We start from the raw sequence: 23112 nt of genomic DNA on the forward strand, positions 1-23112 counted from the left end.
TGACCGCCCGCAGGCGGTCACTTTTATTTGTTATCCTATTTGGCCAACACTTGTGGGGAATACGTGGTGGTCTGTTCGAAAGCGGATCCTTGATATACGGTATGGTAGGCTTTGGCGCGGTAATAATATCCCGTGATCACCGTACCGTTGTAATCCCCGGATATAGTGCTGTTTCCAGTGTCCAGGAACCGTCTCGTTTCCATATCGACCCATGCGGATCCGGTCCAGCGCTGCAGGGTTAGATCGACACCAATCTTGTCAACGCTCTGTTTGGCGAAAGTACTGGCCTTTAAAGCCACGGTTGTGCTATTGACGAGCGAGGCCGACGCATAGCAGTTGTTCAAGTATGTGAAAGACGCGAAGCTCGTGATGAAGTGTTCAGGAGGCGGAGGAGTGGTTAAGGCTCCCGGTTCTTTTACGGCGGCTGCGGAAATGTCCGCATCATCGGATCCGGCTGGTTCGGCACCCGCCCCGGTCGAGAGAAGCACACTGAGTACGGTAGTGGCGGCAATAATGGCTAGCAGTTTGTGGTTGATCCATTTCTTCGTCATGACTCTCACCTTTCCTTTAGGAAATATTGAATTTCACTACTATTAACGGCGGTCTCCTTTCAGAGGTTTCATCATTTTTTCATCATTTTCTTTGGTTTTTCTCACATTTTCATTAAAAGCACTAAAAAACCCCCGTTTCGATCGAAACGGGGGTTTCCCTTCCCCTAACAAGGGGCAGTTACACCAGGTGACAGGCAACGAAGTGACCGCCGCCCGCATCGCGGAATTCCGGCACCTCTTCTTTGCAGCGGGCCACCGCAAACGGGCAGCGCGTGTGGAACTTGCAGCCCGAAGGCGGATTGGAAGGGCTCGGAATGTCGCCCTTCAGCACGATGCGCTCCCGCTTCAGCTTCGGAATCGGAACCGGCACGGCTGACAGCAGCGCCTTCGTATACGGATGCAGCGGATTTTTAAACAGCTCATCCCGGGTCGCCGTCTCAACCATGGAGCCCAGGTACATGACGCCGATCCGCGTGCATAAATGCTCCACGACGCTGAGGTCGTGGGAAATGAACAAGTACGCCAGCCCGCGCGTTTCCTGCAGCTTGCGGAACAGGTTGATGATCTGTGCCTGGATGGATACGTCCAGCGCTGAGACGGGCTCATCGGCAATAATGAGATCCGGATTGAGCACCAGTGCCCGGGCTATGCCGATCCGCTGCCGCTGACCGCCCGAAAATTCATGCGGGAACCGGTCGATATGGTAAGAGGACAATCCACAGGATTGGAGCACTTCCAGCACCCGGTCGCGAATCTCGGCTTTGGGCACCAGGCCGTGATCCAGCAGCGCTTCGCCAATGGCGTCTCCGACGCGGATCCGCGGATTCAGGGAGCTGTACGGATCTTGAAAAATCAGCTGCATGCTCGGCCGGAGCTTGCGCAGTTCCTCGGGAGGGAGGTCGTAAATATTGATGCCTTTAAACTTGACCTCTCCTGACGTCTTCTCGATCAGGCGGATGGCCGTGCGGCCAACCGTGCTTTTGCCGCTGCCGGACTCGCCGACCAGCCCGAACGTTTCACCCGGCCGGATCGTGATGCTGATATCGTCAACGGCCTTCACGTGACCGACGGTCCGGTTCAGAAGGCCTTTCTGGATCGGAAAATATTTTTTCAAATGGCTGATTTCAAGCAATGCATCAGACATGAACAACCGCCTCCTCATACAGCCAGCAAGCGGCTTTTTGCTGATCCGCAACTTCCTTAAGCGCCGGCTGTTTCGTTCTGCAAATGTCCATGCAGTGCGCGCAGCGGTCATGGAAATAGCACGATTCGGTCAGATCCAGCGGATTCGGCACCTGCCCCGGGATCGAATACAGCTCATCCTGCCGCTGATTAATGATCGGCTTGGACTTGAGCAGCCCCTGCGTATACGGATGCTTCGGCGACTCGAACAGCTTCACCACTTCGCCTTCTTCCACGACTTTACCGGCGTACATGACAACGACGTAATCCGCCATTTCGGCTACAACGCCCAGATCATGGGTGATCAGCATCATCGACATGTTCGACTTCTTTTTAAATTCGCGCAGCATATCCAGAATTTGAGCCTGGATCGTAACGTCCAGCGCCGTCGTCGGCTCATCGGCGATCAGCAGCTTCGGACCGCAGGAGATCGCAATCGCGATCATGATCCGCTGCAGCATACCGCCGCTCAATTCATGCGGATAGGAATCGGCGATTTGCTCTGCCCGCGAGATCCCCACCTGCTCGATCAGTTCGATCGCACGGGCGCGGGCCTCCTTCTTGCTCAGCTTCTGGTGCACCATAAGCGGCTCCATAATCTGCTGCCCAATTTTCAGAACCGGGTTCAGCGAAGACATCGGCTCCTGAAAGATCATGGAGATGTCATTCCCGCGGATCGTACGCAGCTCGTTTTTGCTGAGCTTCAGCAGGTCCCGGCCGTCAAACTCAATGCTTCCGCCAACCACTTTACCTCCCGGTTCCTCAATCAGACCCATGATGGACATGGCGGTAACGCTTTTACCGCAGCCCGACTCGCCGACGACGCATACCGTTTCGCCTTCCCGGACGCGCAGGCTGACGTCATTTACGGCTTTGATCACGTTTTTGTCGCTGAAGAAATGCGTGCGCAGATGGTCGATTTTAATGAGATCTTTCATAGAACGCTGTTCACCTACCTCTTCTGTTTGGGATCCAGCACATCCCGGAGTCCGTCTCCAAATATGTTAATGGCAATGACCGTAATAAAAATAGAGAATCCTGGAGGAATCCACAGCCATGGATGCTCCTGAAAATCGATCAAATTGTTCGCCGCGTCGATCATATTCCCCCAGGTCGGTGTCGGCGGCATGACGCCGAGGCCGAAGAAGCTCAGCACCGACTCGCTGAGGATCGAACCGCCGATATTGAGCGTCGCAATGACGATCAGGAGCGGAACGATATTCGGAAGCAGGTGGTTGAACAGCTTGCGGCGGTCGCGCAGACCGAGCACCACGGCGGCCTGCATGAATTCGCGTTCGCGGAGGCTGAGCATCTGCCCCCGGACCATCCGGGCAAGCCCCGGCCAGTTGACGAGGCCGAGCATCAGCATAACGATATACATGCGGTAATTCGTCGGCACCTTCCATTCTGACAGCAGCGCGCCGAAAATAAACAGCAGCGGCAGTCCCGGAATGGTCAGGAGCAAATCGGCGATCCGCATAATGATTTGGTCCACGATTCCCCGGTAATAGCCGGCGATCGCGCCGAGCAGCGCACCGATAAACACGGACAGGAACATGGAAGCCAGACCTACCGTCAAGGAAATGCGGCCGGCCTGAAGTACCCGCGTAAGCACGTCACGCCCGAGGGCATCGGTACCGAGCCAGTGCTTCATGCTTGGCGCTTTGTTCATCACATTCATATGAATCTTGTTATCGGCATAAGGCGAAAATACAGGCCCCAGGAAACAAGCGATAAACATGATGACCACGACGACAAGTCCAAAAATCGCCAGCTTGTTGTGCAACAGCCTCCGCATCGACTGTTTAAACAAGGAGGAAGACTTCGGCGTCGTTGTTGGAGCCGGAACGGCATCGGTCATTGGTGTACTGTTAATGGCCATAAGCGTCTCCCCTCCCTAATGCAGCCGCACGCGCGGATCGGCGATGTGATAGAGCACATCCGACAGCAGCGTGCCGATGACCGTCAGAATCGCCAGCAGCATCGTGAAGCCCATGAGCAGCGGATAGTCCCGCAGGCTGAAGGACTGCATGTACAGCTGGCCGATCCCCGGCCAGTTAAAGATTTTTTCGATAATAATCGATCCGCCGAACAGAGCCGGCAGTTCAAAGCCAACCAGGGTGATGGCCGGCAAAAGCGCATTACGCAGAGCGTGTCTGAACAGCACTTTGTCTTCCTTCAGCCCTTTCGCCCGAGCCGTGCGGATATAATCCTGCTTGATGACATCGATCATATTGCTGCGGAAATAGCGCGTCAGCGAGCCGACGCCGAGCAGCGTCATGACGATCACAGGCAGCGTCATATGATGGATAACTTCCTTAATATAAGCCCATCCGGTCGCGTTGCTTCCCGTCGTTAACATCCCGCCCGGCGGCAGCCATTTCAGGTCGACGGCCAGAATCTTGATCAGGAACAGGCCTATGAAGAAGGAAGGGATCGACATGGCAGCAAAAATAGCCACCATCACGATCGTGTCAAACCACGAATACTGCTTATAAGCGGAAACGACCCCGATGATCACGGCGATAACCCAGGTCAAAAACGTGGATACGACCGCCAGCAGGAAGGAGTTCCAAATATACTGGTTAAACAGCTTCAGCACCGGCTGCTGCTGCGCCAGCGAGAAACCGAAATCTCCGTGAAATACGTTGTTCATCCATATGCCGTACCGTTCCAGCAGCGGCTTGCTCAGTCCGTAAATCTCCCTTAACTCCGCTTTACGTTCCGGGCTCAGCTTGATGTTGCTGCTGATGAAATCCCCCGGAGTCAGCGCGTAGAGGCTGAAGATCAAAAAGGATGCCGCAAACAGGATGACGATCATGTAAATGATACGCTTTGTCAAATAAGTGCCCATCATTCGCCTCCTAATTACATGGTCCCCCGCCGCAGAAGCGGCTGCTTCGCGGTCGGGGGACTCCATTGTGGGTCCTTCTGATTATTGTACCGGCTTCAGCGACCAGTCAGGCAAGCTGTTGGCAAGTCCGACGAACGGGCTGACCTTCAGGTTCTCGATGCGGCCGTTGTAACCGTACACCGTCTTCTTGTAGTTCGTGAAGATGACCGGCAGCTCGTCGTTCAGCAGCTGGAACAGCTCTTTGTAGATAGCCTTGCGCTCTTCGATGTCGGAAGTCGCGAGCGCTTTGTCATAGAGCTCTTTCACCTTCGGATTGTCGTAGGCTTTGATCTCGCCGTCGATAAACTGCATGACGCCGTCCGACGGATCCTGCAGCAGCGGAGTCGAGAAGGATACGAGATCGTAATCCCCGCTCTCCACCTTGGACACGAGGGAGTTGAAGTCGGCGAACACTTCCGGCTGGAAGTCGACGCCGATCGCCTGGAAGTTCTCTTTAGCCACCGGAATAAAGATATCCGTCTGCTTGCTCTTCGAGCCCAGGTAGTGGATCGTCAGCTTCTTGCCGTCTTTCTCGCGGATGCCGCCTGCGCCCACTTTCCAGCCGGCTTCGTCCAGCAACTGCTTGGCTTTTTCCGAATCAAATTTGTACGGGTTAATGCCGTCTTCGGTGTAAGCCCAGGAGATCGGCGGAGCCGGAATGTTGGCTACTGCCCCGGCACCTTCGTTCGCGTCCACGTAGATGCTTTGACGATCAAGGCCGTAAGCGATCGCTTGGCGTACCTTTTTATCCTTCAGCGCTTCGTGTTCCAGGTTGACCTGCAGGTAACCATAGTTGCTGGCCGTGTAAGGCAAAATATTGGTGAAGCCGAGGGACTTCAGCTTCTCGATATTTTCGGTTGTGGCCGGGAACGAAGTGTAGTCAATTTCTCCGGTCTCCAGGTACTGCCAGGCATCGCCTTCGGACGTTTTATAAATGAAGTGCTCTGTTTTCGGCTTGCCTTTATAGTAGTTCTCATTGGCGACAAAACGGACTTCCTGGCCTGGAATGAATTTCTCCAGCTTGTATGGGCCGTTGCCGACCGGCGTTTGATGCAGGTTTTTGATGTAGCTCAGGTCACCGAACTTATAATCCTTGCCGTAGTATGCCTTGGACAAAATGTTCGAGCCGAGCGTGACGAGCGCCGTTGCGTTCGGCTTATCCAGCGTGACGGAAATCGTCTGTGGATCGACCACCTTGATGCCGGAAATGCTCTTCGCCTTGCCAGACTTGTAATCCTGCGCTCCCTGGATCGCGATCGTGCTCGGGATGATCGAATCGCCGTCATAGGACGGGTCGAACAGGATCGTCCATGTAAACGCAACATCGTCAGCCGTCATTGGCGAACCGTCGCTGAATTTCAGATCCTTCCGCAGATGATATGTAATCGTCTTCTGATCTTCGGAAATGTCCCATTTCTCTGCAAGGTCCGGAACCGGCAATCCCTTATCGTCCACCGTCACCAGCGAACCGAACAGCAGGGAGTTGACGTTGCCGTCATAACCGCTCTGGGTAAAATAAGGTGTGAACGCACCGCTTGGGTCGGTCAGCGCCACGATAATCGTGTCCGTACGCTGCTTGGCCACATCGGGCAGTTTGGACAAGTCGGCTGCCGTATAAGGCTCGGTCAGTGCAGAGGTTCCTCCGGCATCGGACGAAGCCGCTGTATCTTTTGTACCCTGCTCCGTTTGAGCCGTTCCGCTGGATGAACCCGTGTCATCACTATTGTTCGAGCATGCCGTAACCAGCATTGATCCGACGATCAACAGCGAAGTTAGCAAGTACACTCCTTTTTTCATCATCATAACCTCCCGTTTTTACTCACCATTCCGATGAATTAAGTATGATTTATATTTGTAGATGATATCGTTATTATAGAAACCATTTCGAGTTCTGTAAATAGAGAACTAAAAGTTTTTTTCTGAAAGTTTGTCATATGCGTTTTCTGTAAGGGAAATAGCCCGTTTCAACGTTGAGGAGATGTCCCCTGTTTGTTCCCGTTTTGGCATGACTTCGGCCTTAAAAATATGCTAGGATAAGGTAAATCATAGATTCATTGACGACTGGCCAAAGGAGACTTCATTACAGTGACCATTAAACACGAAATACTCATTGAAAAAGAGCTGGATCTGGTATGGAGGGCTTGGACGGAAGAAGACCGCGTTAAGGCGTGGCTGGCTCCTGCAGCACGGATTGAACCATGGGAAGGCGGCAGATACGAGCTGTACCCTAACCCGAATGATCAGACACCGACCGGATGCAAGCTGCTCAAATATGAGAAACCGCGGGTGCTGCAGTTTGAGTGGAAAGGACCTGAAATTTTTGCGGAGACGATGAATCTGGACGGGGATTTAACCATGGTGCAGGTCAATTTCAAACAGCTGGAGGACCTTACCCGCCTCAGCGTGATGCATATCGGATGGAAAAATACCCCGCAAGGCATGGCTGCAAGGCAGTGGCATGTCCGTACGTGGCTTCAGCTGCTGGACGAGCTCAAAGCGGCAATAGAGTCCGAAGATCATATACTTAGCCGGCCGTAAATGGTTAACGTACAAATAGCCTGGTTCCGTAACATCTACGGCCAGGCTATTTTTTATAATGATATCTGCTCGTATCTGTCTATACGACCCTGCTGCCGAATGACCCCTTCGTGTACTATGGTCCGGTCCCTCATGTTCTGCTGTTCCAATTGGTATCGAAGCTTCAGCCTTCTTCTATGTACCCGAGCAGCCGCTCCTGCATCTGATGGATGGCGCGTTTTCTCAGGCTGTATTCGGTCAGGTTCTCCCCTTCAAAATGGGCGTAGATCAACCCGGCGGTGCGCAGCTTTGAGATGTGGTCGTGGGTAATGCCTTTGGACAGCTGGACATGACTGACGATTTCCGTAAACGTCCGCGGTCCTCCATGCAGAAAGCGCAAAATTTTAAGCCGGCTTTTCTCGCCGAGACTGCGGATCATCCGCAGGTCATGGGTCGGAATATAATCATCGTCTCCCAAATAAATGCGGGAATTATAATGGCAGTAAATTTTCCGTCCATAATGAGTCACCATGTTGACCGGTTGAAAATGGTACTGCGGAATGAGCACCAGCTCGTCCGCGCTGTCCACCGGTTTGAACAGCATGCCGTTGGTCGTCTCGTCGACAAAATCCGCCCGGTCCGCGTCCGTCAGCTGCTGCAGCCGCTCCTCTTTCTCCCGTTCCAGCGCCTGCAGAATGGCCGGATCCACGTTCCGGAAGTACTGCTCGTACCACTGCTCAAACATCGACCGCGTCCGGGCCAGGAAAACCTCCAGATCCTCGTCCGGAAACTCATTGCCGTTCGCCGTAAACAGCTGGACCAGGTCCTGAATCGCCAGGTTCTCCAGCCAGTCCAGGAATCCCTCGACGCCCCTGCCCTCCGGAACGAGGAGGCCCAGCAGGTAAGCAAAGCTCCACCAGTCGCCATTCACGAGCATCTCGTCCAGCATGGCGGCAAATTCCGGCTTGAGCTGTTTTTTGGTGGCCGTTGCCCACGAAGGGGACAGATCGATCTTTTTGTAGGACGCCCGGCAAATATAGGTATGAAGGCTGTTCATAAATTCATGTACGGGCTCGAATTTGATGTCAATGCGGTAATCCAATCCTCGGTTCCCCCTCTCAAATTAGTAATCATTATAACGTGAATGCTCCGTGATGTTCCACTCCTTTAACGAATCACCGTGCGATAGTCCAACCGGCATTCGTTCGAAATGCTGCCTTTTCAGCACATAATGGAACTCAATATAAGGATTTCTTATCGATTTACTAAGAAAAATTGAAGACCCAACCTGTGAATATAAAGAGCACAGCGCCGCAGCACTGTGCCCTTTAGAAAGCACCCGCCAATCCGCGGACTGCTCCCGTGAACTTCTCCCTATATGTTACAACTCTACGCGCCCGCTTCCTCGACCATGACCTCTGGCTTCAGGAGCTTAATCCTTGAAATGCGCTTATTATCCGTTTCTTCCACTATGAAAATGTGGCCGTCCAGTTCTGCCGACAGTCCTCGCTGCGGAGGAATCGCCTCGATGCGTGAGTACAGCCAGCCGCCGATCGTATCGTAATCGGATGTATCCAGCTCCAGACCAAAGCGTTCGTTAATTTCTTCAATCAGCATCAATCCGTCAATCGAATATTCGTCGTCGCGGATTTTCTCGATTCCCGGACGTTCCTCGTCGAATTCGTCCTGAATTTCACCGACGATCTCTTCCATAATGTCTTCCAGGGTAACCAGCCCGGATGTGCCTCCATATTCGTCAATCAGGATGGCGATCTGGGTTTTGCCCCGCTGCATCAGTTTCAGCAATGCGCTGATCTGGATGGATTCGGGCACAGTCAGGATCGGACGTATCAAAGTATTGTATTCAAGCGTTGTGGAATGTAATAAGTCTTTAATGTGCAGGAAGCCGATGATATGGTCCTTATCCCCGTCACAGACTGGGTACCGGGTCCGCATGCCTTCATAAGCGATCTCGAGATTCTCCTCCCGGGACAGCTGAGTATTCAGACAGATCATCTCCGTTCGGGGAATCATGATTTCCCGTCCGGTCGTTTCCGCAAATTCGAATATGTTATCAACCAGTGCCATTTCCGTATTGTCAATGAGTCCGTTTTTGTTGCTTTCTTTCATCAGAATGCGGATTTCTTCCTCCGTATGCGCCGAGTCCGACTCGGAAGCCGGGGCGACACGGAACACCCGCAGCAGGCTGCCTGCCAATCCGTTCAATACCCAAATGAACGGGTACATCAATTTGTTGAAATAGATCATGATGGCCGACGACATGAGCACGACCGATTCCGCCTTGCGGATGGCCATCGTCTTCGGCGCCAGTTCTCCAAGCACAATATGGAGAATCGTAATGAGCAGGAATGCAATGACGACCGCAATGCCGTGTACGGCTGCTTCGCCAAAACCTAGCGAATGAAGCAAAGGTCTGAGAAGCGTCGCGACCGCCGGTTCGCCGAGCCATCCAAGCCCCAGCGAAGCGAGCGTAATGCCCAGCTGGCATGCGGACAAATACGCATCCAAATTGTTGACGATCTTGCGGGCATACACCGCGCCTCGTCGTCCTTCTTCCACCAAGGTCTCTACCCGGCTGCTCCGGACCTTGACCATGGCAAATTCAACCGATACAAAAAAACCGTTCAATAATACGAGTATAAAAACCCATATCAAACTCGGTAAGGGGTCTCCCAATCTGCTTCCTATTCACCGTCATCCTTGACCGGCAAATAGGTACACCTCCTTCGTAAGTTAAAATGGTGAACCACCGTTATCCACTGCTGCGAATAGGCCGTCAACTTCCCAATGGATTCATCTCCCTTCAAATAAACGAAATCTTTAGCTTAATTTATACACTATACTTAATTATATAATTATACACTACACAGTCAAACGGCAAGGTATGACTGCATCATTCAGGGACGGCCTGATATTTCAAGCAATCGAGCGGTTGCCAGGCTAAAAGAGCCGTCCCTTGTCAATTCAGACACCAGGGACGGCTTTTTCGTCATTTGCTATAGGTTTTATGGGCGAAATGCGGTTTAACGGGTTGTCGGCGGGTTGCCGATAACACCCGGATATTGATAGATCAGCGGCTCGTCAAATGTGATGTAGTCCAGGTTGATCGTCAGCAAAATAATCCGTTTGCCTGTCGAACGTTCACTGATGATGATGTGGTCACGGCCTGCCGCCTCGATGACGCCGGTGAATATTTTTGCATTCCACTGCGAGTTGTTTTCGTATGTCATGTAAAAGGTGCCCGTTTTGCCCAGATTCAGGCGAAGTATGTTCTCAACGTACGACTGCTCAAACTGCTGGGAAGGCGGTGCCTGGATGACAGCGCCGGTCTGTGTCATCGGGCTGCCGCTGGTCACTGGCGGAGGAACGGTTCCCGTAGTTCCGGGCTGTCCCATCATCCCCTGATGACCCATCATCCCCTGCTGCCCCATTGGACCCATCATTCCGTGCTGGCCCATCGGCCCCATGCCGGAGACCCCGGGATAACCTCCTCCAGAATACGTAACAGGTCGGAACGGTTGCGTTATCATTGTGTTTTGCATCCTCCTTTATATATGGCAAATTGGAAAACCATGTCCCATATGCAGCTTGAAGGTCTATCCATAGACTCGTGGGCAATCCGCGGCGGTTGGGCTGAAGAAGCAGTGGGATTTAAAACGTCCGGTTTGTTGCTGGTTGAACCAGGTCGGCGGGCATTCTCCCGTCGGACGGAAGAACCACAGCGCATTGGATGCCGGCCAGGTTCTTTCACCGTTAATCGACCGCCTTGCGAGCCTGATGTCGGCGTCTCTCGCTCTTTGATAGAAGTACCCTTTTTGCGTGGACTCAAACCCGCCGGGACTTTGAAACACCATATCCCGAATGCTGCGGATATTGTTGAAATCCAGGCAGTTGCCGAGCACCCGGTTCACCCCGACATTGCCGACCATCAGCATGCCCAGGTCTCCCTCAGATTCCGCTTCCGCTCTCATAAGCCGTGCCAGAAGCCTGGTTTGCTCCGAATTGGTTTTGATGACAGCCAAAGGTCCATCCTCCTTGCTTCGATGTTTTCCTCTACAGTGTATGTGCATCCGCCCAGTTGGTGACCAGAAAAATTGCGCTTCTTGTCCTTTCTTGCAGCTCATTTACAAGCATTTGACAAAGTTGTCCGTCCCGCAGGAAAGCTTTACATTCGTCTGATTTCCCGTTAACAACGCCTCTCTATACTGGGTAAGGAAAGTCCACATCCTTATAAAGTGAGGTCGAACCAGGCTGATGGAAAAAGACATGACGCTACCCAATCCTCCCCGATCCCGCGCCCGTGCCGGGGCCATCCCGCTGAAATCGCTGCGCGTTTCCCGCTGGAAAGAACGGCTGCTGGCCTATTGCTTCCTGGCTCCTTCTCTTATCGTTTTCGGCATCTTCCTGTTTTACCCCCTTGGTAAATCCGTCTACCTGAGCTTGTTTTTGACGGATCCGCAGGGCCGGATTGCCGAATTCGTCGGAATCGACAATTTCAAGGCCGTGTTGAGCTCGGACCAGTTCTATAACAGCCTGTGGGTCACCGTAAAATACATCCTGTTCACCGTGCCGACCGGTGCGGCGGCCGCCCTGCTGCTTGCCGCCTTGTCCCACCAGAAGCTTAGAGGCATGAAGATCTTCCGTTTCATCTTTTCTCTGCCGATGGCCGTCTCGGTCGGAACAGGCTCTGTCATCTGGATGATTCTGTACCACCCGACCCTCAGCATTCTGAATTACGGGCTCAGCTTTCTCGGTATCCCGGCGATCCAATGGCTGACCGATCCGAAGTGGGCCCTGCCCTCGATCGCGATGATGACCGTCTGGCTGAACCTCGGCTTTAACTACATCGTGCTGCTGAGCGGCCTGCAGGGCGTTCCGGACGACCTGTACGAAAGTGCCAAGATCGACGGCTCCGGATCGGTTCGAACGTTCTTCCGGATCTCGCTGCCGCTGATCTCCCCATCCCTCTTCTTCGTTGGGGTCGTGTCGATCATCAGCGCGTTCCAATCCTTTGCCCAAATCAACATTTTGACCAAAGGCGGCCCGATGAACAGCACCGACGTCCTTGTGTATAACATTTATCAGGATGCATTCATCAACTATCGCTTCGGTAGCGGCAGTGCGCAGGCGCTGATCCTGTTCGTCTTGATCACGGCGCTGACGATCCTGCAGTTTAAATTCGGCGAAAAGAAGGTGCATTACCAATGACCCTTAGCAGAATCCAGCAGCCGCTGCTGTACCTTCTCCTGATCCTGGCGTCTCTGGCGACTTTGTTTCCGCTGCTGTACACGCTGTCGTCAGCCTTCATGAGCAGCGCTGAGTCAGCGGCGTACCCGCCCAGGCTGCTTCCGTCTGGACTGCATTTCGCCAACTTCGTTCAGGTGTTCGAGACCATTCCGGTGGCCCGGTTCATCGGCAACAGCTTCGTCGTGGCCACGGCCATCATGCTCGGCCAGCTGATTACGGCCAGCCTGGCGGCGTATGCCTTCGCGTTCTTGCGCTTTCCCGGCAAGGCGCTGCTGTTCTCCCTGTTTCTGTCGACGATGATGATTCCATGGGAAGTCACGATGATTCCCAATTATTTGACCGTCCGCAGCTGGCATTGGGTCGATACGTATCAAGGCTTGATCGTTCCCTTTATCGCTTCGGCGTTCGGCACGTTCCTGCTCAGACAGTACTTTTTGCAGCTGCCGAAAGAACTGTTCGAGGCGGCAAAAATGGACGGCTGCGGCCATCTCCGCATCTTTTCCCGGTTGGTGCTGCCTTTGTCGGCGCCGGCCCTGGCGACCCTTGCCGTCTATTCCTTTCTGACGAATTGGAGCAATTATTTGTGGCCCCTGCTCATTACAAACAAGGAAAGCATGCGGACCGTACAGATCGGCATCGGCATGCTGCAGTTTGAGGAAGTCACCGCCTGGAACGTCGTCATGGCCGGCATCGTGGTGCTTCTGCTGCCGTCCCTCCTGCTCCTGATCATCGGTCTGAAGCCGTTGGTGCGGGGAATTACCGCAGGTGCGCTCAAAGGCTAATAACTTTAGCCAAACGTCTATCGACGCACATTCAGTCCATTTACACTCAATGAACCGGATCGTTGTTATAAGCCGGTTGGCGTTCCGGCCGGCTTATAATTTCCGATAAAAATTAACGATTTCAAAAAGGGAGAGATTGTTGAAGATGAAACCATTCGGCAAGAAATCACTCGCCATGATGCTGCTGTCCTGCATGATGCTGCTTACGGCGGCATGCGGAACATCCAGCGGCGGCCAAGCTTCCGGGGAAGATACGGCAAATGCCGCGGCTTCCGCTTCCGGCGGCAGCAGTCCTGTAAAGGTGGTCTGGTGGCACTCCATGAGCGGGGATGTGGGAAAAGCGGCACAGCAGCTGGTGGATGAATTTAACGCTTCTCATAAAGATATCGTCGTTCAGGCGGAATACCAGGGGACGTACGACGAGAGCCTGAACAAGCTCAAAGCTTCGCTCGGCTCGGACAGCGGTCCTTCCCTGATTCAGGTGTACGAGATCGGAAGCCGCTTCATGATCGATACCAAGGCGATTACACCCGTACAGCAGTTCATTGATGCGGACCAATTTGACATTTCCAGCCTCGAACCGAACATTTTGAACTATTACAAATTTGACGACAAGCTGTACTCCATGCCGTTTAACACGTCCAACCCGATTTTGTACTACAACAAAGACGCGTTCAAAACAGCCGGACTGGACCCTGAGAAGCCGCCGGCCACGTACGCCGAAGTGGCGGAAGCGGCGAAGAAGCTCACCAAGCAGGGACAAGCCGGCGGTTCCTTCGCGATTTACGGCTGGTTTATGGAGCAGCTGCTGGCCAATCAGGGCGCAGAGCTCCTGAACAACGGCAACGGCAGAACGAGTATGGCCACCGCCTCGCAGCTGAACAGTGACGCGGCCGTCAAGACGCTCGATTGGTGGAAGCAAATGGTGGACGACAAGTCGCTCTTGAACCTCGGTCGCAAGACGGATGATACGTCCAAGGCATTTGCCGCCGGCCAAATCGCCATGACGCTCGATTCCACGGCTTCGCTGCGCAGTATCGTTAAGGCTGCTGGGGACAAGTTTGAAGTCGGCACCGCCTTCCTGCCGAAGCCGGACACCGCAACGAAAGGCGGAGTCATTGTCGGCGGGGCGAGCAACTGGATCCTGAACAATCGGCCGGAAGCCGAACAAAAAGCAGCCTGGGAGTTCATTAAATTTCTGGCCGAGCCGAAATCTCAAGCGGAATGGCATATCAATACCGGCTACTTCCCGATCACGACCAAAGCTTATGACGAACAGAACGTGAAAGACAATATGAAGCAGTACCCGCAGTTCCAGACGGCGGTAGATCAGCTGCACCAAACCGAACCAAGCCTCGCTACCCAGGGCGCGGTGATGGGTGTGTTCCCCGAAGCGCGCCAGCTGACGGAAACGGCGATCGAGGAAGTGCTTAACAACAAGAAAACGTCCAAGCAGGCATTGGATGATGCCGCCAAGGAAATTACGAGCAAGATCGAGGAATATAACAAAACGGTTGGCCATTAAGGTCAACTAATAGCTTGAACCCTTAGCATGACCCTCTTATGTTGGCGAAGACAGCACTTATAGCAGAAACAAACAGGAAAAGCCGGAAGTTCTCTTCTTGAGAACTCCGGCTTTCGTTATGTCTTTTGCAGGGAACATTATCCAGATCATTGTCCGCAAGCCGTTATAGAGAAATCGGCGGCATCGTCTCACCTGTTTCCAAAAAGGTTTTGAGATTGCTGAGAATCGCCGGCCAGCCGTTGTTATACCCTTCAAAGGTCCGTTCTTCATCAACAAAGTCGCTGTCCAGCAAGTTCTCGTGCCGGAGAATCAGCTTCACAACCGGACCCATGGGCTGCAGCTCGAAGGTGACGACGCCCGGGCTGTTCCGGGGCGTATTGTCCCCTGCAAGTCAAGTAAAGCCGCTGCAGGATAGCCATGCACCAAAAAGCCCCGTTCCCAATGATTTGGAAACCGGGGCTTTCCTATGATGCAAAGACGCGGATAACCGTAATTAATCGCCAACGACCGACGAGTTCGTCAAGGCATCCACTTCAGTCGAGATTCCTTCGGCCAAACGGCGGATGGCCTCCCGGTCGACTGCCTGGTCATAAATTCGCAGAACGGGCTCCTGAACTTCTCTGATTGTGGCCAGCAGGGCGATCGCTTCCTTCATCGAGCGGGAGTAGCGGCCGCGAATTTCGGCGATCTGTTCCTCATACCGTTCGTCGGTTCCCGCCGTAATCGCCAGTTCGTAAACATCGAGAATTTCGTCGCCCTCACGGCTCGGAAAATGCTCATGGGGCGCCGTGCTGTCAAAGATCGCCAGGCTCTGCTGCGGGAAAATAATCATGTCCAGGCTGTTCGGATCAAAGCCGCAGTGATAGATTTCCGTGTCCACCCCTCGCTCCTCCGCCGCTTTGGCAAGGCGTTTAAACAGTGTCGATTTGCCGGAACCCGGACGGCCTTTGACAAAGACGCGCTTCTCCAGGCCATCCGTTAAATTCAGAACATAATCGACAGCCCCTTCACAGGTAGCCGCACCAAGGAAGCGGTGAACGGCATGGGCGCGTCTTGGCCGGATCGGAACGAGATGTTCTTCCGCCCACTCTTCGGCAAGCCGGTCCATGACGGCCCGGTCCAGATTCTGGATATAGAAGGCCTCCCATTCATCATGGATCCGCAGCGTTTTTTGGAACGTATCGTAGGCTTCGCTGTAGAGCGCGCTCGTTTGCCGCTCGGCTTCTTCCATTTCGCCGGCATGCTCGTTCAGCAGCCCCGTGGAAATCGCATCCTCCAGATCGATCATGCGGATTTCGGTTCCTTCGAGAACCGGATCGGCGCTCCAGGCGTTGCCGTCGACAACCCCGATGCCGATATCTTTCAGGATGAGGCCTTCCAGCCAGTCTCGGTTCAACGGATGATGAATATAGTGAAGGCTCCAGCCCTTTTGGCTCCATGCTTCTGCAAGCTCCGAGAGAAATGCCGAGACCGCCGTCCCTGCCCGGCCCTGCAGTACGAAGACCGTATCCAAGCCGCTCAGCACCGAATCAAACAGCGTATATAAACCGTCCGCCGTATTTCCCCTCGCAAAATAATGCTTCACTTGATCCGCCATACGGGTCAACACTCCTTTGTCGTCCGAAAATGTTTACATCCTATGTTATGCATGGCGGCAGATCTGTGTGAATGCCTAGGGAAACAGGTTAAGGCTTCGCGGTTCTCCAGTAGTCGTAAGCGTGAACAACGTTTCCGGTATAGGACGGCGAGTCGGCCAGCAGCCCAGGCAGCTTCGCGAGTTCTTCCTCCATGTAGGCGGATCCTTCCTCGGCAAAAGTAATATGGTTCCCTTCCCCGCTGTCCTTCATTTCAACAGAGATGAGAATCGGCTTGCCAAGCTCATTGGCAAAGGCGATCTCTTCCTTGGAGACGGCTGCGATCCCGTTCGTTCCTCTCGCCGTATCGCGGAATGCCATCAGGGATACAAAATCCATCTTGTCGATCATCCACTTGCTGATGGATTCATCCGTGCCGGGGACCTTGTATTTGTCCAGCCAAACGGCCAAATCCATGCTGGCCTGCAGATTCGAATCCTTTTTGATTTCCTGGACAAAAGCGCTCAAATTCCCTGTCCATTCCTCAAGGAGGTGGTCCGGATCCTTTCTCCATTCCGGCAGCACGTACGGCTCGATATCCAGATGGATACCGTGGAAACGCTCGTCCCCTGCCACCTCCTGGTTATATTTCTTCACATAATTCACCAGTTTCATCATCTTCGGCCGGCTCTCCGTCAGTGCCCAAATCGGGTGACCGCCCATGGCGTGAACTTCGATGCCAGCCGCCGAGGCTTCCTTCACAAACGAACGATACGCTTCGACCGGCTGCTGAAGGTCCAGGCGGACGAACAGCCAGTTCAGCTTCTTCTCCTTGGCAAATTCGATAATTTCCTGGCCGTGTTCCATGACCTGATTGGCTTCCCATACGTATGTACCTCGTACCTGCTTATCCCTGTCAACGGGATCAGGGTCCGGCACTTGGCCGTCCGAAGGTGTCTCAGGTTCCGGATCTGGATTAGGTGCGGGATCCGGTTTGGTGCCTCCCGGCTCTCCGCCGTCCGGCATGTTCTCCCAGTTGCGGAAGTCGTGAATCGCGATGCCTCCATACGAGGTATAGGATTCCAGCGCGCTCGACAGCGATGCAAGCGATTGATCCATTTCGCTTTTACCGCTTCCGTAGAAGGACGTATGTTCCTCACCGGGCATTTGCTTCGTATTCACGGCCACGAGGACTTTGGTGCCGAGCCGCTGGGCGGATTCCATCTCGTCCCTGGCCAGTTCCACGATGCCGTGTTCCGAATCAACCGTATTGCGGTAAGCCAGAACGGTCACATGGTCAAACGACTTCATAAACCATTCGGTCAGCTTCTCGTCGCCCTGGTCCGGGACGGTATACCCGTCAAACCAGAACGGGAGATCGATCCCGAGGTCCAGCTTGGAGCCGGATGCGTGCGCTGCATCCAGGAAGGCTTGTATATTATTGATCCATGTCCCGATGACGCCTTCCGGGTCGGTGCCCCATTCCGGAAGAACATAAGGTTCGATGTCCAGATGGATACCGTCGAACTGGGCGTCAGACGCTTCAGCGTTGTTGTAATCGTTTACCCAATCCACCAGGCCCACAAGCCGGTCTCGGTGCTTGGTCTGTGCCCAACCCGGGTCACCACCGAGCGCATGCACGGCAATGTTGTCAGCATGAGCATTTTTTATGAAAGTTTCATATTCGCTTGCCGGCATGTCCCGATTAATCTGTAAGTAAATCAAGTTGATTCCTTGGTTTTGGGCAAAGTCAAGCAGGTTCTTCCCGCCATCCTCGATCAGCTCCGTCTGCCATACCCATGTGGCTTTGACCGGTCCGGACGGGGAAGAAAACCCCATCAGCAGCCAAGCCGAAAGGCACATCAGCGCGGTCAGCAGGATTCGAGAACTTTTGACAATCATAATTTCCCTCCATTCCTATAGATCTCTAGCAGAACGGAGTAATTATAGCATTGATGTCGAAAAAAGAGATGAGCCCAAGTCCTTATTAGGCTGGGCTCACCACAGGCAGCAGGTTTCCCGACTGCATAGAAGGAACTAAATTCTCCAGTTAATTTTTACCTTTTACAAGGCTATAGAGAAAAATTGGAAAGGATTAGTACCTTTTGATTAGTCGAAAAGTTACGGTTCATATATCATTTTGCGGGTCATGCCCCCATCGACTACGAGGTGGGTCCCGGTTACAAATGAATTGTCCGGATCTGCCAAATATAGACAAGCCCGGGCGATATCATCCGGTTTACCTACTCGTCCCGCCGGATGCTGACTGTGGTCCTCCTCCCGCAGGGCGGAGTAGTCTCCCGTTTCGATCCAGCCCGGGCTGATGCAGTTGACACGGACCCCGTCCGGCCCAAGGGAGACGGCCATCGCATGGGTCAAGGCCACGATCGCTCCTTTGGAGGCGGCATACGCCTCGGAATTCGGCTCCGACATGAGTGAACGGGTCGACGCCATGTTCACAACAGATCCATGATTCCCCTTCTCCTTCATAATCCGGGCCGCTTCCCTGGTCGCCAGAAAACAGCTGCGGACATTCGTGTTCAGCACGTCATCCCATTCGTCCACCGTCAGATCGTACGGCGACTTCCAGCGTGACACGCCGGCATTGTTGATCACGACGTCAAGTCTCCCGTATTCGTCCAGCGCCGTCTGCATCAGCCGCTTGATATCCGCTTCGTTTCGCACGTCGCACGGGCAGAACACAGCTTGTCCCCCGTCCTGGCGGATGGAGGCGGCAGCTGCCGCACCTTTCTCCTCATGTTGATCGCCCAGGACGACCCGCGCGCCATGCCGGGCAAAAGCCCGTGCAACCCCTTCTCCGATTCCCTGCGCCGCCCCGGTCACTACGACGACTTTTCCTTCGAATGACATGACCATTCCTCCTTTAGATCTAATCTCAATGTCTCTATTTAACCTTAACGCAGCCGGGGAATCAAGAAACGTCCGTGCTGCACGCCGTCCGCGCAAATCAGAAAAAAAGCGCCTACGGCAGAGCGATCTGCCGAAGACGCATCCATTCAATTCTTTGGATTCGTGTTCCGAAACTATGGGTTCATCCTCCGAAAAGCGCCCGGGGTGCCTTCTTCTCCGGATACGCGCATGTAGCGCTGAAATCCCAGGTATCTCGTTCCCTGGAAGGTAAGACGGCCGGCGTCACCCTCGGCGCATAAACCGTACTGTTCGCCGCTGACCGTAAACTCCATCCGGTCGCCGCTCTCCACTTCGAAAGTAAGGTAATAGGTCGTTTTCGTATAGCTGGATAGATGGTCATTGGTATCTTGATGCTGATGATGGCTGACCTGACTGCGTTTGCTGACAATCCGGGAATCCACGGTGAGCACGGGCTGCTTGTTGTTGCGCCCCCACTGCAGAATACCTTTTCCGGCAGACAGTACAATAATTCCGATAACAACGACAAAAAAGATCGGCATGACCTTTCCGAAGAAATCGAACATCCAGAAAGACGTATCTCCCATGCTCTTCCCCCTTCCATCCACCAGCTTCAAGCTTCACAGTGACACGCATAGCATGGTCATTAACAGTATATGCGTCCATTTGAAGAACTTGATGCCAATCTTACGGGATCAGAGCACTTTCCATGTAATTCCCCCATCAATCGTCTGAAGGAGCCGCGATCGCATTTCGTCATTTTTCATAACGAGCATCCAGCCGACGCGCTGGGAGCTGAACTGCAGCTTACCGACTTCGGGATATTCCTTTAATATACTGGTCAGCACGCGGCTTGCGGGCAGCGGCATCCACGTCTTCCCTTGGTCTTCGGTGTGGTACATTAGATTGCCGACCAGAGCCCAGCCTTGTGTAGAATTAATAAATGAAGGACGAAGCGACTGGTTTACCCCCTTATTCCAACCGAGGTTAAAAGGGGCAAAAGTCCAGGTCTGGCCTTGGTCTTTCGTGAAAAAGCCGTTGTATTTAGCTGAATCGCCAACCTGGCAGCCGACGGGAATCCAGCCTTCCGTATTGGACGTATCGAAAAATTCCGGGCTTGACGGAATAAATCCGCTGCAGGACGCCAGCTTGTCCCGGTTAAAAAACGCCGGTCCTTCACTCCACTCGCCGCCCCCATCCTGTGTACGGTACAGCTTGGGGACCCCCAGCTCCTGAATCATCGCAAAGCCTTTTGCCGGGCTGGTAAAGGTCATGCCCATCGCATAGCCGAGCGGCGGGATAGCACCCTGCGTCGACGTCTGATTGCTGCTGATATAATTATGCATCAGCATTTTCCATTTGGCTCCGCCGTCTTCGGTTTTATACAGCGTTTTATCCTGTTTGCCTGTCGATGATTCCGCAGTCAGCATAATCCAGCCGACATGATCGGAATCGAAAAAGATCGAGGTCACCTTGTTCTTGTCCGGGATGGAGGCTACTTTCCAGGAACCGCCTCCGTCCGACGTATGCAGCACGATCGTCTCCGACGTGCCGGAAGCGCTGCGGACCACCCAGCCGTTCATCCGGTCCTTGAAATACAGGTCTCTTCCATATTTTAAATTGTCGGGAAATTGTACATTGGAAGCCGGCGAAATGTTGACCCACGTTTTTCCGTTGTCTTCCGTGAGGTACATCCGCAGTTCATTTCTCGTCAGTCCCCACGCGATACCCGTCGTCCCGCTTAGGAGCTGGAAGTCCGTCAAGCGGGTCTGTATTTGGTATTGGGATGGATCTTCCGCAGCGGCCTTGGCTGATTCTGTCGGCACCACGGTCAGCGTTTGCCCCAGCTCTGCAGGCTCGGGATTCGGGACAGGTACAGACGCGGGTTCTTCCTTCTCTGATGTGCAGGCAGAGAGCAATAAACAGAACAGGAGACCCATGCCCGTCCATTGTTTCCACCGTTTCATTCTCATTCCTCCTTCGCTGAGGACCCTTACACTCAAGTCATCTTCTAAAATAAATATTATAACATAAAGAGGTGCTCACGCCAGTCGGATACGACTGGTATGCAATGGTATACAACAATACCCGGCATCCTCATGAAGGACACCGGGTATTGTTTACTGGTATGAGCGCAATGGATCAGCGAACCACTTTTACGCGCTCCGCGATCGGCTGGAACTCCTTGTCCCCTGCCGGCGCCGTCGGTTTGCCGAAAGGCATTTGGGCGATCAGCTTCCAGGATTCGGGAAGATTCCATTCACCCCGGACACGCTCGTCGATCAGCGGGTTGTAATGCTGAAGCGAAGCGCCGAAGCCTTCAAGCTCAAGCGCCGTCCAAACGATCAGCTGCACCATCCCCGAGGTTTGATTCGACCATATCGGGAAGTTTTCGCTGTAGGCGGCGAATTGGTCCTGAAATTTGCGGACGACGTCCATGTCTTCATAGAATAAAACGGTGCCGTAGCCGCTGCGGAACGAACCGATCTTTTGCTCAGTCGATTTAAACGCCTCCGGATTGTTGACGACCTCGCGCAAAATATCCTCCGTAATATCCCATAAGCGGTCATGGTTGGACCCGAGCAGAACGACCGCGCGGGAGGTTTGGGAATTGAACGAGGAAGGCGCATGCTTGACTGCGTCCTCCACGATTTCCTGAATACGCTCATCGGTGGTCACGTTCTGTTTGCTGATGGTATAGATGGAACGTCTTCTTTTCAGTGCTTCGATAAAATCCTTGGGCATCGCTCTTTCTTACCTCCATGTTATATATCTGGCGACAATGTGCCTAGACCAAGGAATATGTACTTTGGCCGTTACCGGTTAACTTTCCCAGTCTGCTTTTTTAATATGCGGACCCACTGGGATGGTTTGCATCAAAAAGGCAGGCCCATCCGCTGATATCACGAATGGACCTGCCTGTTAGTTACACGTTGTTCCGTGCTTCGGTTTCAATGGTTCGCTTCATAACCTCTGCTCCCCGGTCGACCCGGATCTGGATTTGAGCTGCCAGCTGGTCGGGCAAAAAATCCGTAATCCACACAAGACGGCACCGGCCCCCGCTGTCCTCAAATACCTGAAACGAAGCATGATGATGCTGCAGCGGCATTTTCGTTTCCACTACCGCATAAGCCATTCTTCTCTGCTCATCATCCCGGGTGACGATCAGCTCTTTCACGATATTGCCGTTGCTGAAATGGATCTGCCGGTTCACCCCGTCAAAATGCGTCTCAGCCGTGTAATCCGGCACGAACCGTTTATGCACTGCGCCGGCGTCACGGACGACATCCCACACGAGTTCCGGAGATGCCTCAATCCAAATTTCTTTATAAATCGTTGCCATCTCAGCATCCGCCTCCATTCCATGGGTGGGCCGACTGAACATTCGATGAAACGAATTGTACGAATGAACCCGGACGAATCCGAATGTATCGGCTGATCCGCTGTATGGTGTCGTCGAATGCAGATTTGAATTGTTCATATAAAGGAGAGATTTCTGGATGAGGGATTGCGGCATTCGTGCGCGAAAGGGGGACGTTTCCTTCGATCGCTTGCTTGGTTACCTCCAACGTCCGGATTAATTCGGTTTCGCCAAAAAAATGCAATCCGCCTTGAACGCCCTGCCAGTATCCAGGCGTATCAAGCAAATACCGGATCCAGGCTTGGAAGTCCAGTTCCGAATGGCATGCGGGGTACAGCAGCCTGATCATGAACACCTGCTGCTGATCCGGATGAAGCGATCGAATCACACTTGCCTTATCGGCACCCTCTTTTCCCTGCAACGCGCTGACTGCTGGTTCGGTACAAGCCAGAACAAGCTCTGCATCGGTTAACGCATCAAATGCCTGCTTCTTCATTTCCACTAATTTCAAAATATCACTCTCCTTGCCTTCATTTTATTTTTGACTGATTTATAAGTCAATATTAAAAT

At 53.3% G+C, this 23112-nt stretch carries 23 protein-coding genes; 4 read left to right on the top strand and 19 right to left on the bottom strand.

The genetic code is table 11. The features are described from left to right. Nucleotides 1-35: 35 nt before the first annotated feature. The 6 genes from BCV73_RS15355 to BCV73_RS15380 all read right to left on the bottom strand — a co-directional run bounded on the left by BCV73_RS15355 (nucleotide 36) and on the right by BCV73_RS15380 (nucleotide 6423). Nucleotides 36-551, bottom strand: a complete 516-nt coding sequence (locus BCV73_RS15355; RefSeq protein WP_089547778.1) for a hypothetical protein — start codon at nucleotides 549-551, stop codon at nucleotides 36-38. A gap of 178 nt (nucleotides 552-729) precedes the next feature. Next, entirely contained in the window at nucleotides 730-1695 is a 966-nt protein-coding gene (locus BCV73_RS15360; RefSeq protein ID WP_076171631.1) for an ABC transporter ATP-binding protein, read from the bottom strand. Beyond that, complete coding sequence (locus BCV73_RS15365) at nucleotides 1688-2671, bottom strand: ABC transporter ATP-binding protein (protein WP_076171628.1); 984 nt, start codon at nucleotides 2669-2671, stop codon at nucleotides 1688-1690. The genes BCV73_RS15360 and BCV73_RS15365 overlap by 8 nt, the downstream gene beginning before the upstream one ends. 14 nt (nucleotides 2672-2685) lie before the next feature. Continuing rightward, nucleotides 2686-3615, bottom strand: a complete 930-nt coding sequence (gene opp4C / locus BCV73_RS15370) for an oligopeptide ABC transporter permease (protein ID WP_076171625.1) — start codon at nucleotides 3613-3615, stop codon at nucleotides 2686-2688. 15 nt (nucleotides 3616-3630) lie between these two features. Next, nucleotides 3631-4587 carry an ABC transporter permease gene (locus BCV73_RS15375; protein WP_076171622.1) on the bottom strand — a complete coding sequence of 319 codons (957 nt, stop codon included), beginning with the start codon at nucleotides 4585-4587 and terminating at the stop codon, nucleotides 3631-3633. A gap of 81 nt (nucleotides 4588-4668) precedes the next feature. After that, nucleotides 4669-6423 (bottom strand): ABC transporter substrate-binding protein, encoded by a 1755-nt coding sequence (locus BCV73_RS15380; RefSeq protein WP_089547779.1) that lies wholly within the window; start codon nucleotides 6421-6423, stop codon nucleotides 4669-4671. 288 nt (nucleotides 6424-6711) lie between these two features. On the opposite strand from BCV73_RS15380, the gene BCV73_RS15385 reads away from it, so the two are divergent. Further along, nucleotides 6712-7164 (top strand): SRPBCC family protein, encoded by a 453-nt coding sequence (locus tag BCV73_RS15385; RefSeq protein WP_089547780.1) that lies wholly within the window; start codon nucleotides 6712-6714, stop codon nucleotides 7162-7164. A 163-nt stretch (nucleotides 7165-7327) separates the two neighbouring features. Here BCV73_RS15385 and BCV73_RS15390 read toward each other — a convergent pair whose 3' ends face one another. The 4 genes from BCV73_RS15390 to BCV73_RS15405 all read right to left on the bottom strand — a co-directional run bounded on the left by BCV73_RS15390 (nucleotide 7328) and on the right by BCV73_RS15405 (nucleotide 11186). Then, on the bottom strand, nucleotides 7328-8245 hold the full coding sequence (locus BCV73_RS15390) for an ArsR/SmtB family transcription factor (protein ID WP_256992870.1): 918 nt from the start codon (nucleotides 8243-8245) through the stop codon (nucleotides 7328-7330). Nucleotides 8246-8532: 287 nt separating this feature from the next. Beyond that, a complete protein-coding gene (locus BCV73_RS15395; protein ID WP_076171613.1) occupies nucleotides 8533-9840 on the bottom strand; it encodes a hemolysin family protein in 1308 nt (435 codons plus the stop codon). Nucleotides 9841-10187: 347 nt separating this feature from the next. Beyond that, complete coding sequence (gene gerQ / locus BCV73_RS15400) at nucleotides 10188-10694, bottom strand: spore coat protein GerQ (protein WP_089547781.1); 507 nt, start codon at nucleotides 10692-10694, stop codon at nucleotides 10188-10190. A gap of 66 nt (nucleotides 10695-10760) precedes the next feature. After that, entirely contained in the window at nucleotides 10761-11186 is a 426-nt protein-coding gene (locus tag BCV73_RS15405; protein ID WP_076171610.1) for a cell wall hydrolase, read from the bottom strand. Nucleotides 11187-11430: 244 nt separating this feature from the next. Between BCV73_RS15405 and BCV73_RS15410 the strand changes: the two genes are divergently transcribed. The 3 genes from BCV73_RS15410 to BCV73_RS15420 all read left to right on the top strand — a co-directional run bounded on the left by BCV73_RS15410 (nucleotide 11431) and on the right by BCV73_RS15420 (nucleotide 14718). Further along, the gene (locus BCV73_RS15410) at nucleotides 11431-12372 is read left to right on the top strand and encodes a carbohydrate ABC transporter permease (RefSeq protein WP_244867343.1); all 942 of its coding nucleotides are present in this window, start codon (nucleotides 11431-11433) and stop codon (nucleotides 12370-12372) included. After that, entirely contained in the window at nucleotides 12369-13193 is an 825-nt protein-coding gene (locus BCV73_RS15415) for a carbohydrate ABC transporter permease (protein WP_089547783.1), read from the top strand. Before BCV73_RS15410 ends, BCV73_RS15415 begins: the two co-directional genes overlap by 4 nt. Before the next feature lie 145 nt (nucleotides 13194-13338). Further along, the gene (locus BCV73_RS15420) at nucleotides 13339-14718 is read left to right on the top strand and encodes an ABC transporter substrate-binding protein (RefSeq protein ID WP_089547784.1); all 1380 of its coding nucleotides are present in this window, start codon (nucleotides 13339-13341) and stop codon (nucleotides 14716-14718) included. A 163-nt stretch (nucleotides 14719-14881) separates the two neighbouring features. On the opposite strand, the gene BCV73_RS35065 is transcribed toward BCV73_RS15420, so the two are convergent. The 9 genes from BCV73_RS35065 to BCV73_RS15460 form a co-directional block, all read right to left on the bottom strand. Beyond that, a complete protein-coding gene (locus BCV73_RS35065; RefSeq protein WP_218828145.1) occupies nucleotides 14882-15037 on the bottom strand; it encodes an SRPBCC family protein in 156 nt (51 codons plus the stop codon). 174 nt (nucleotides 15038-15211) lie between these two features. Beyond that, nucleotides 15212-16315, bottom strand: coding sequence for a hypothetical protein (locus BCV73_RS15425; protein WP_089547785.1), 1104 nt, complete (start codon nucleotides 16313-16315; stop codon nucleotides 15212-15214). An 88-nt stretch (nucleotides 16316-16403) separates the two neighbouring features. Then, nucleotides 16404-18194 (bottom strand): glycoside hydrolase family protein, encoded by a 1791-nt coding sequence (locus tag BCV73_RS15430; RefSeq protein WP_089547786.1) that lies wholly within the window; start codon nucleotides 18192-18194, stop codon nucleotides 16404-16406. A gap of 219 nt (nucleotides 18195-18413) precedes the next feature. Beyond that, a complete protein-coding gene (locus tag BCV73_RS15435; protein WP_089547787.1) occupies nucleotides 18414-19163 on the bottom strand; it encodes an SDR family NAD(P)-dependent oxidoreductase in 750 nt (249 codons plus the stop codon). 173 nt (nucleotides 19164-19336) lie between these two features. After that, nucleotides 19337-19768, bottom strand: coding sequence for a DUF2500 domain-containing protein (locus BCV73_RS15440; protein ID WP_089547788.1), 432 nt, complete (start codon nucleotides 19766-19768; stop codon nucleotides 19337-19339). A gap of 108 nt (nucleotides 19769-19876) precedes the next feature. Next, entirely contained in the window at nucleotides 19877-21148 is a 1272-nt protein-coding gene (locus tag BCV73_RS15445) for a WD40/YVTN/BNR-like repeat-containing protein (RefSeq protein WP_179232009.1), read from the bottom strand. Nucleotides 21149-21323: 175 nt separating this feature from the next. After that, on the bottom strand, nucleotides 21324-21926 hold the full coding sequence (locus BCV73_RS15450) for a nitroreductase family protein (protein ID WP_076171583.1): 603 nt from the start codon (nucleotides 21924-21926) through the stop codon (nucleotides 21324-21326). Between the two features lie 181 nt (nucleotides 21927-22107). Next, nucleotides 22108-22524, bottom strand: a complete 417-nt coding sequence (locus BCV73_RS15455; protein ID WP_089547790.1) for an SRPBCC family protein — start codon at nucleotides 22522-22524, stop codon at nucleotides 22108-22110. Between the two features lies 1 nt (nucleotide 22525). Beyond that, nucleotides 22526-23053 (bottom strand): hypothetical protein, encoded by a 528-nt coding sequence (locus BCV73_RS15460; RefSeq protein WP_089547791.1) that lies wholly within the window; start codon nucleotides 23051-23053, stop codon nucleotides 22526-22528. Nucleotides 23054-23112 lie beyond the last annotated feature (59 nt).

This window comes from Paenibacillus sp. SSG-1 (genome assembly GCF_002224835.1).
Lineage (GTDB): Bacteria > Bacillota > Bacilli > Paenibacillales > Paenibacillaceae > Paenibacillus_AQ > Paenibacillus_AQ favisporus.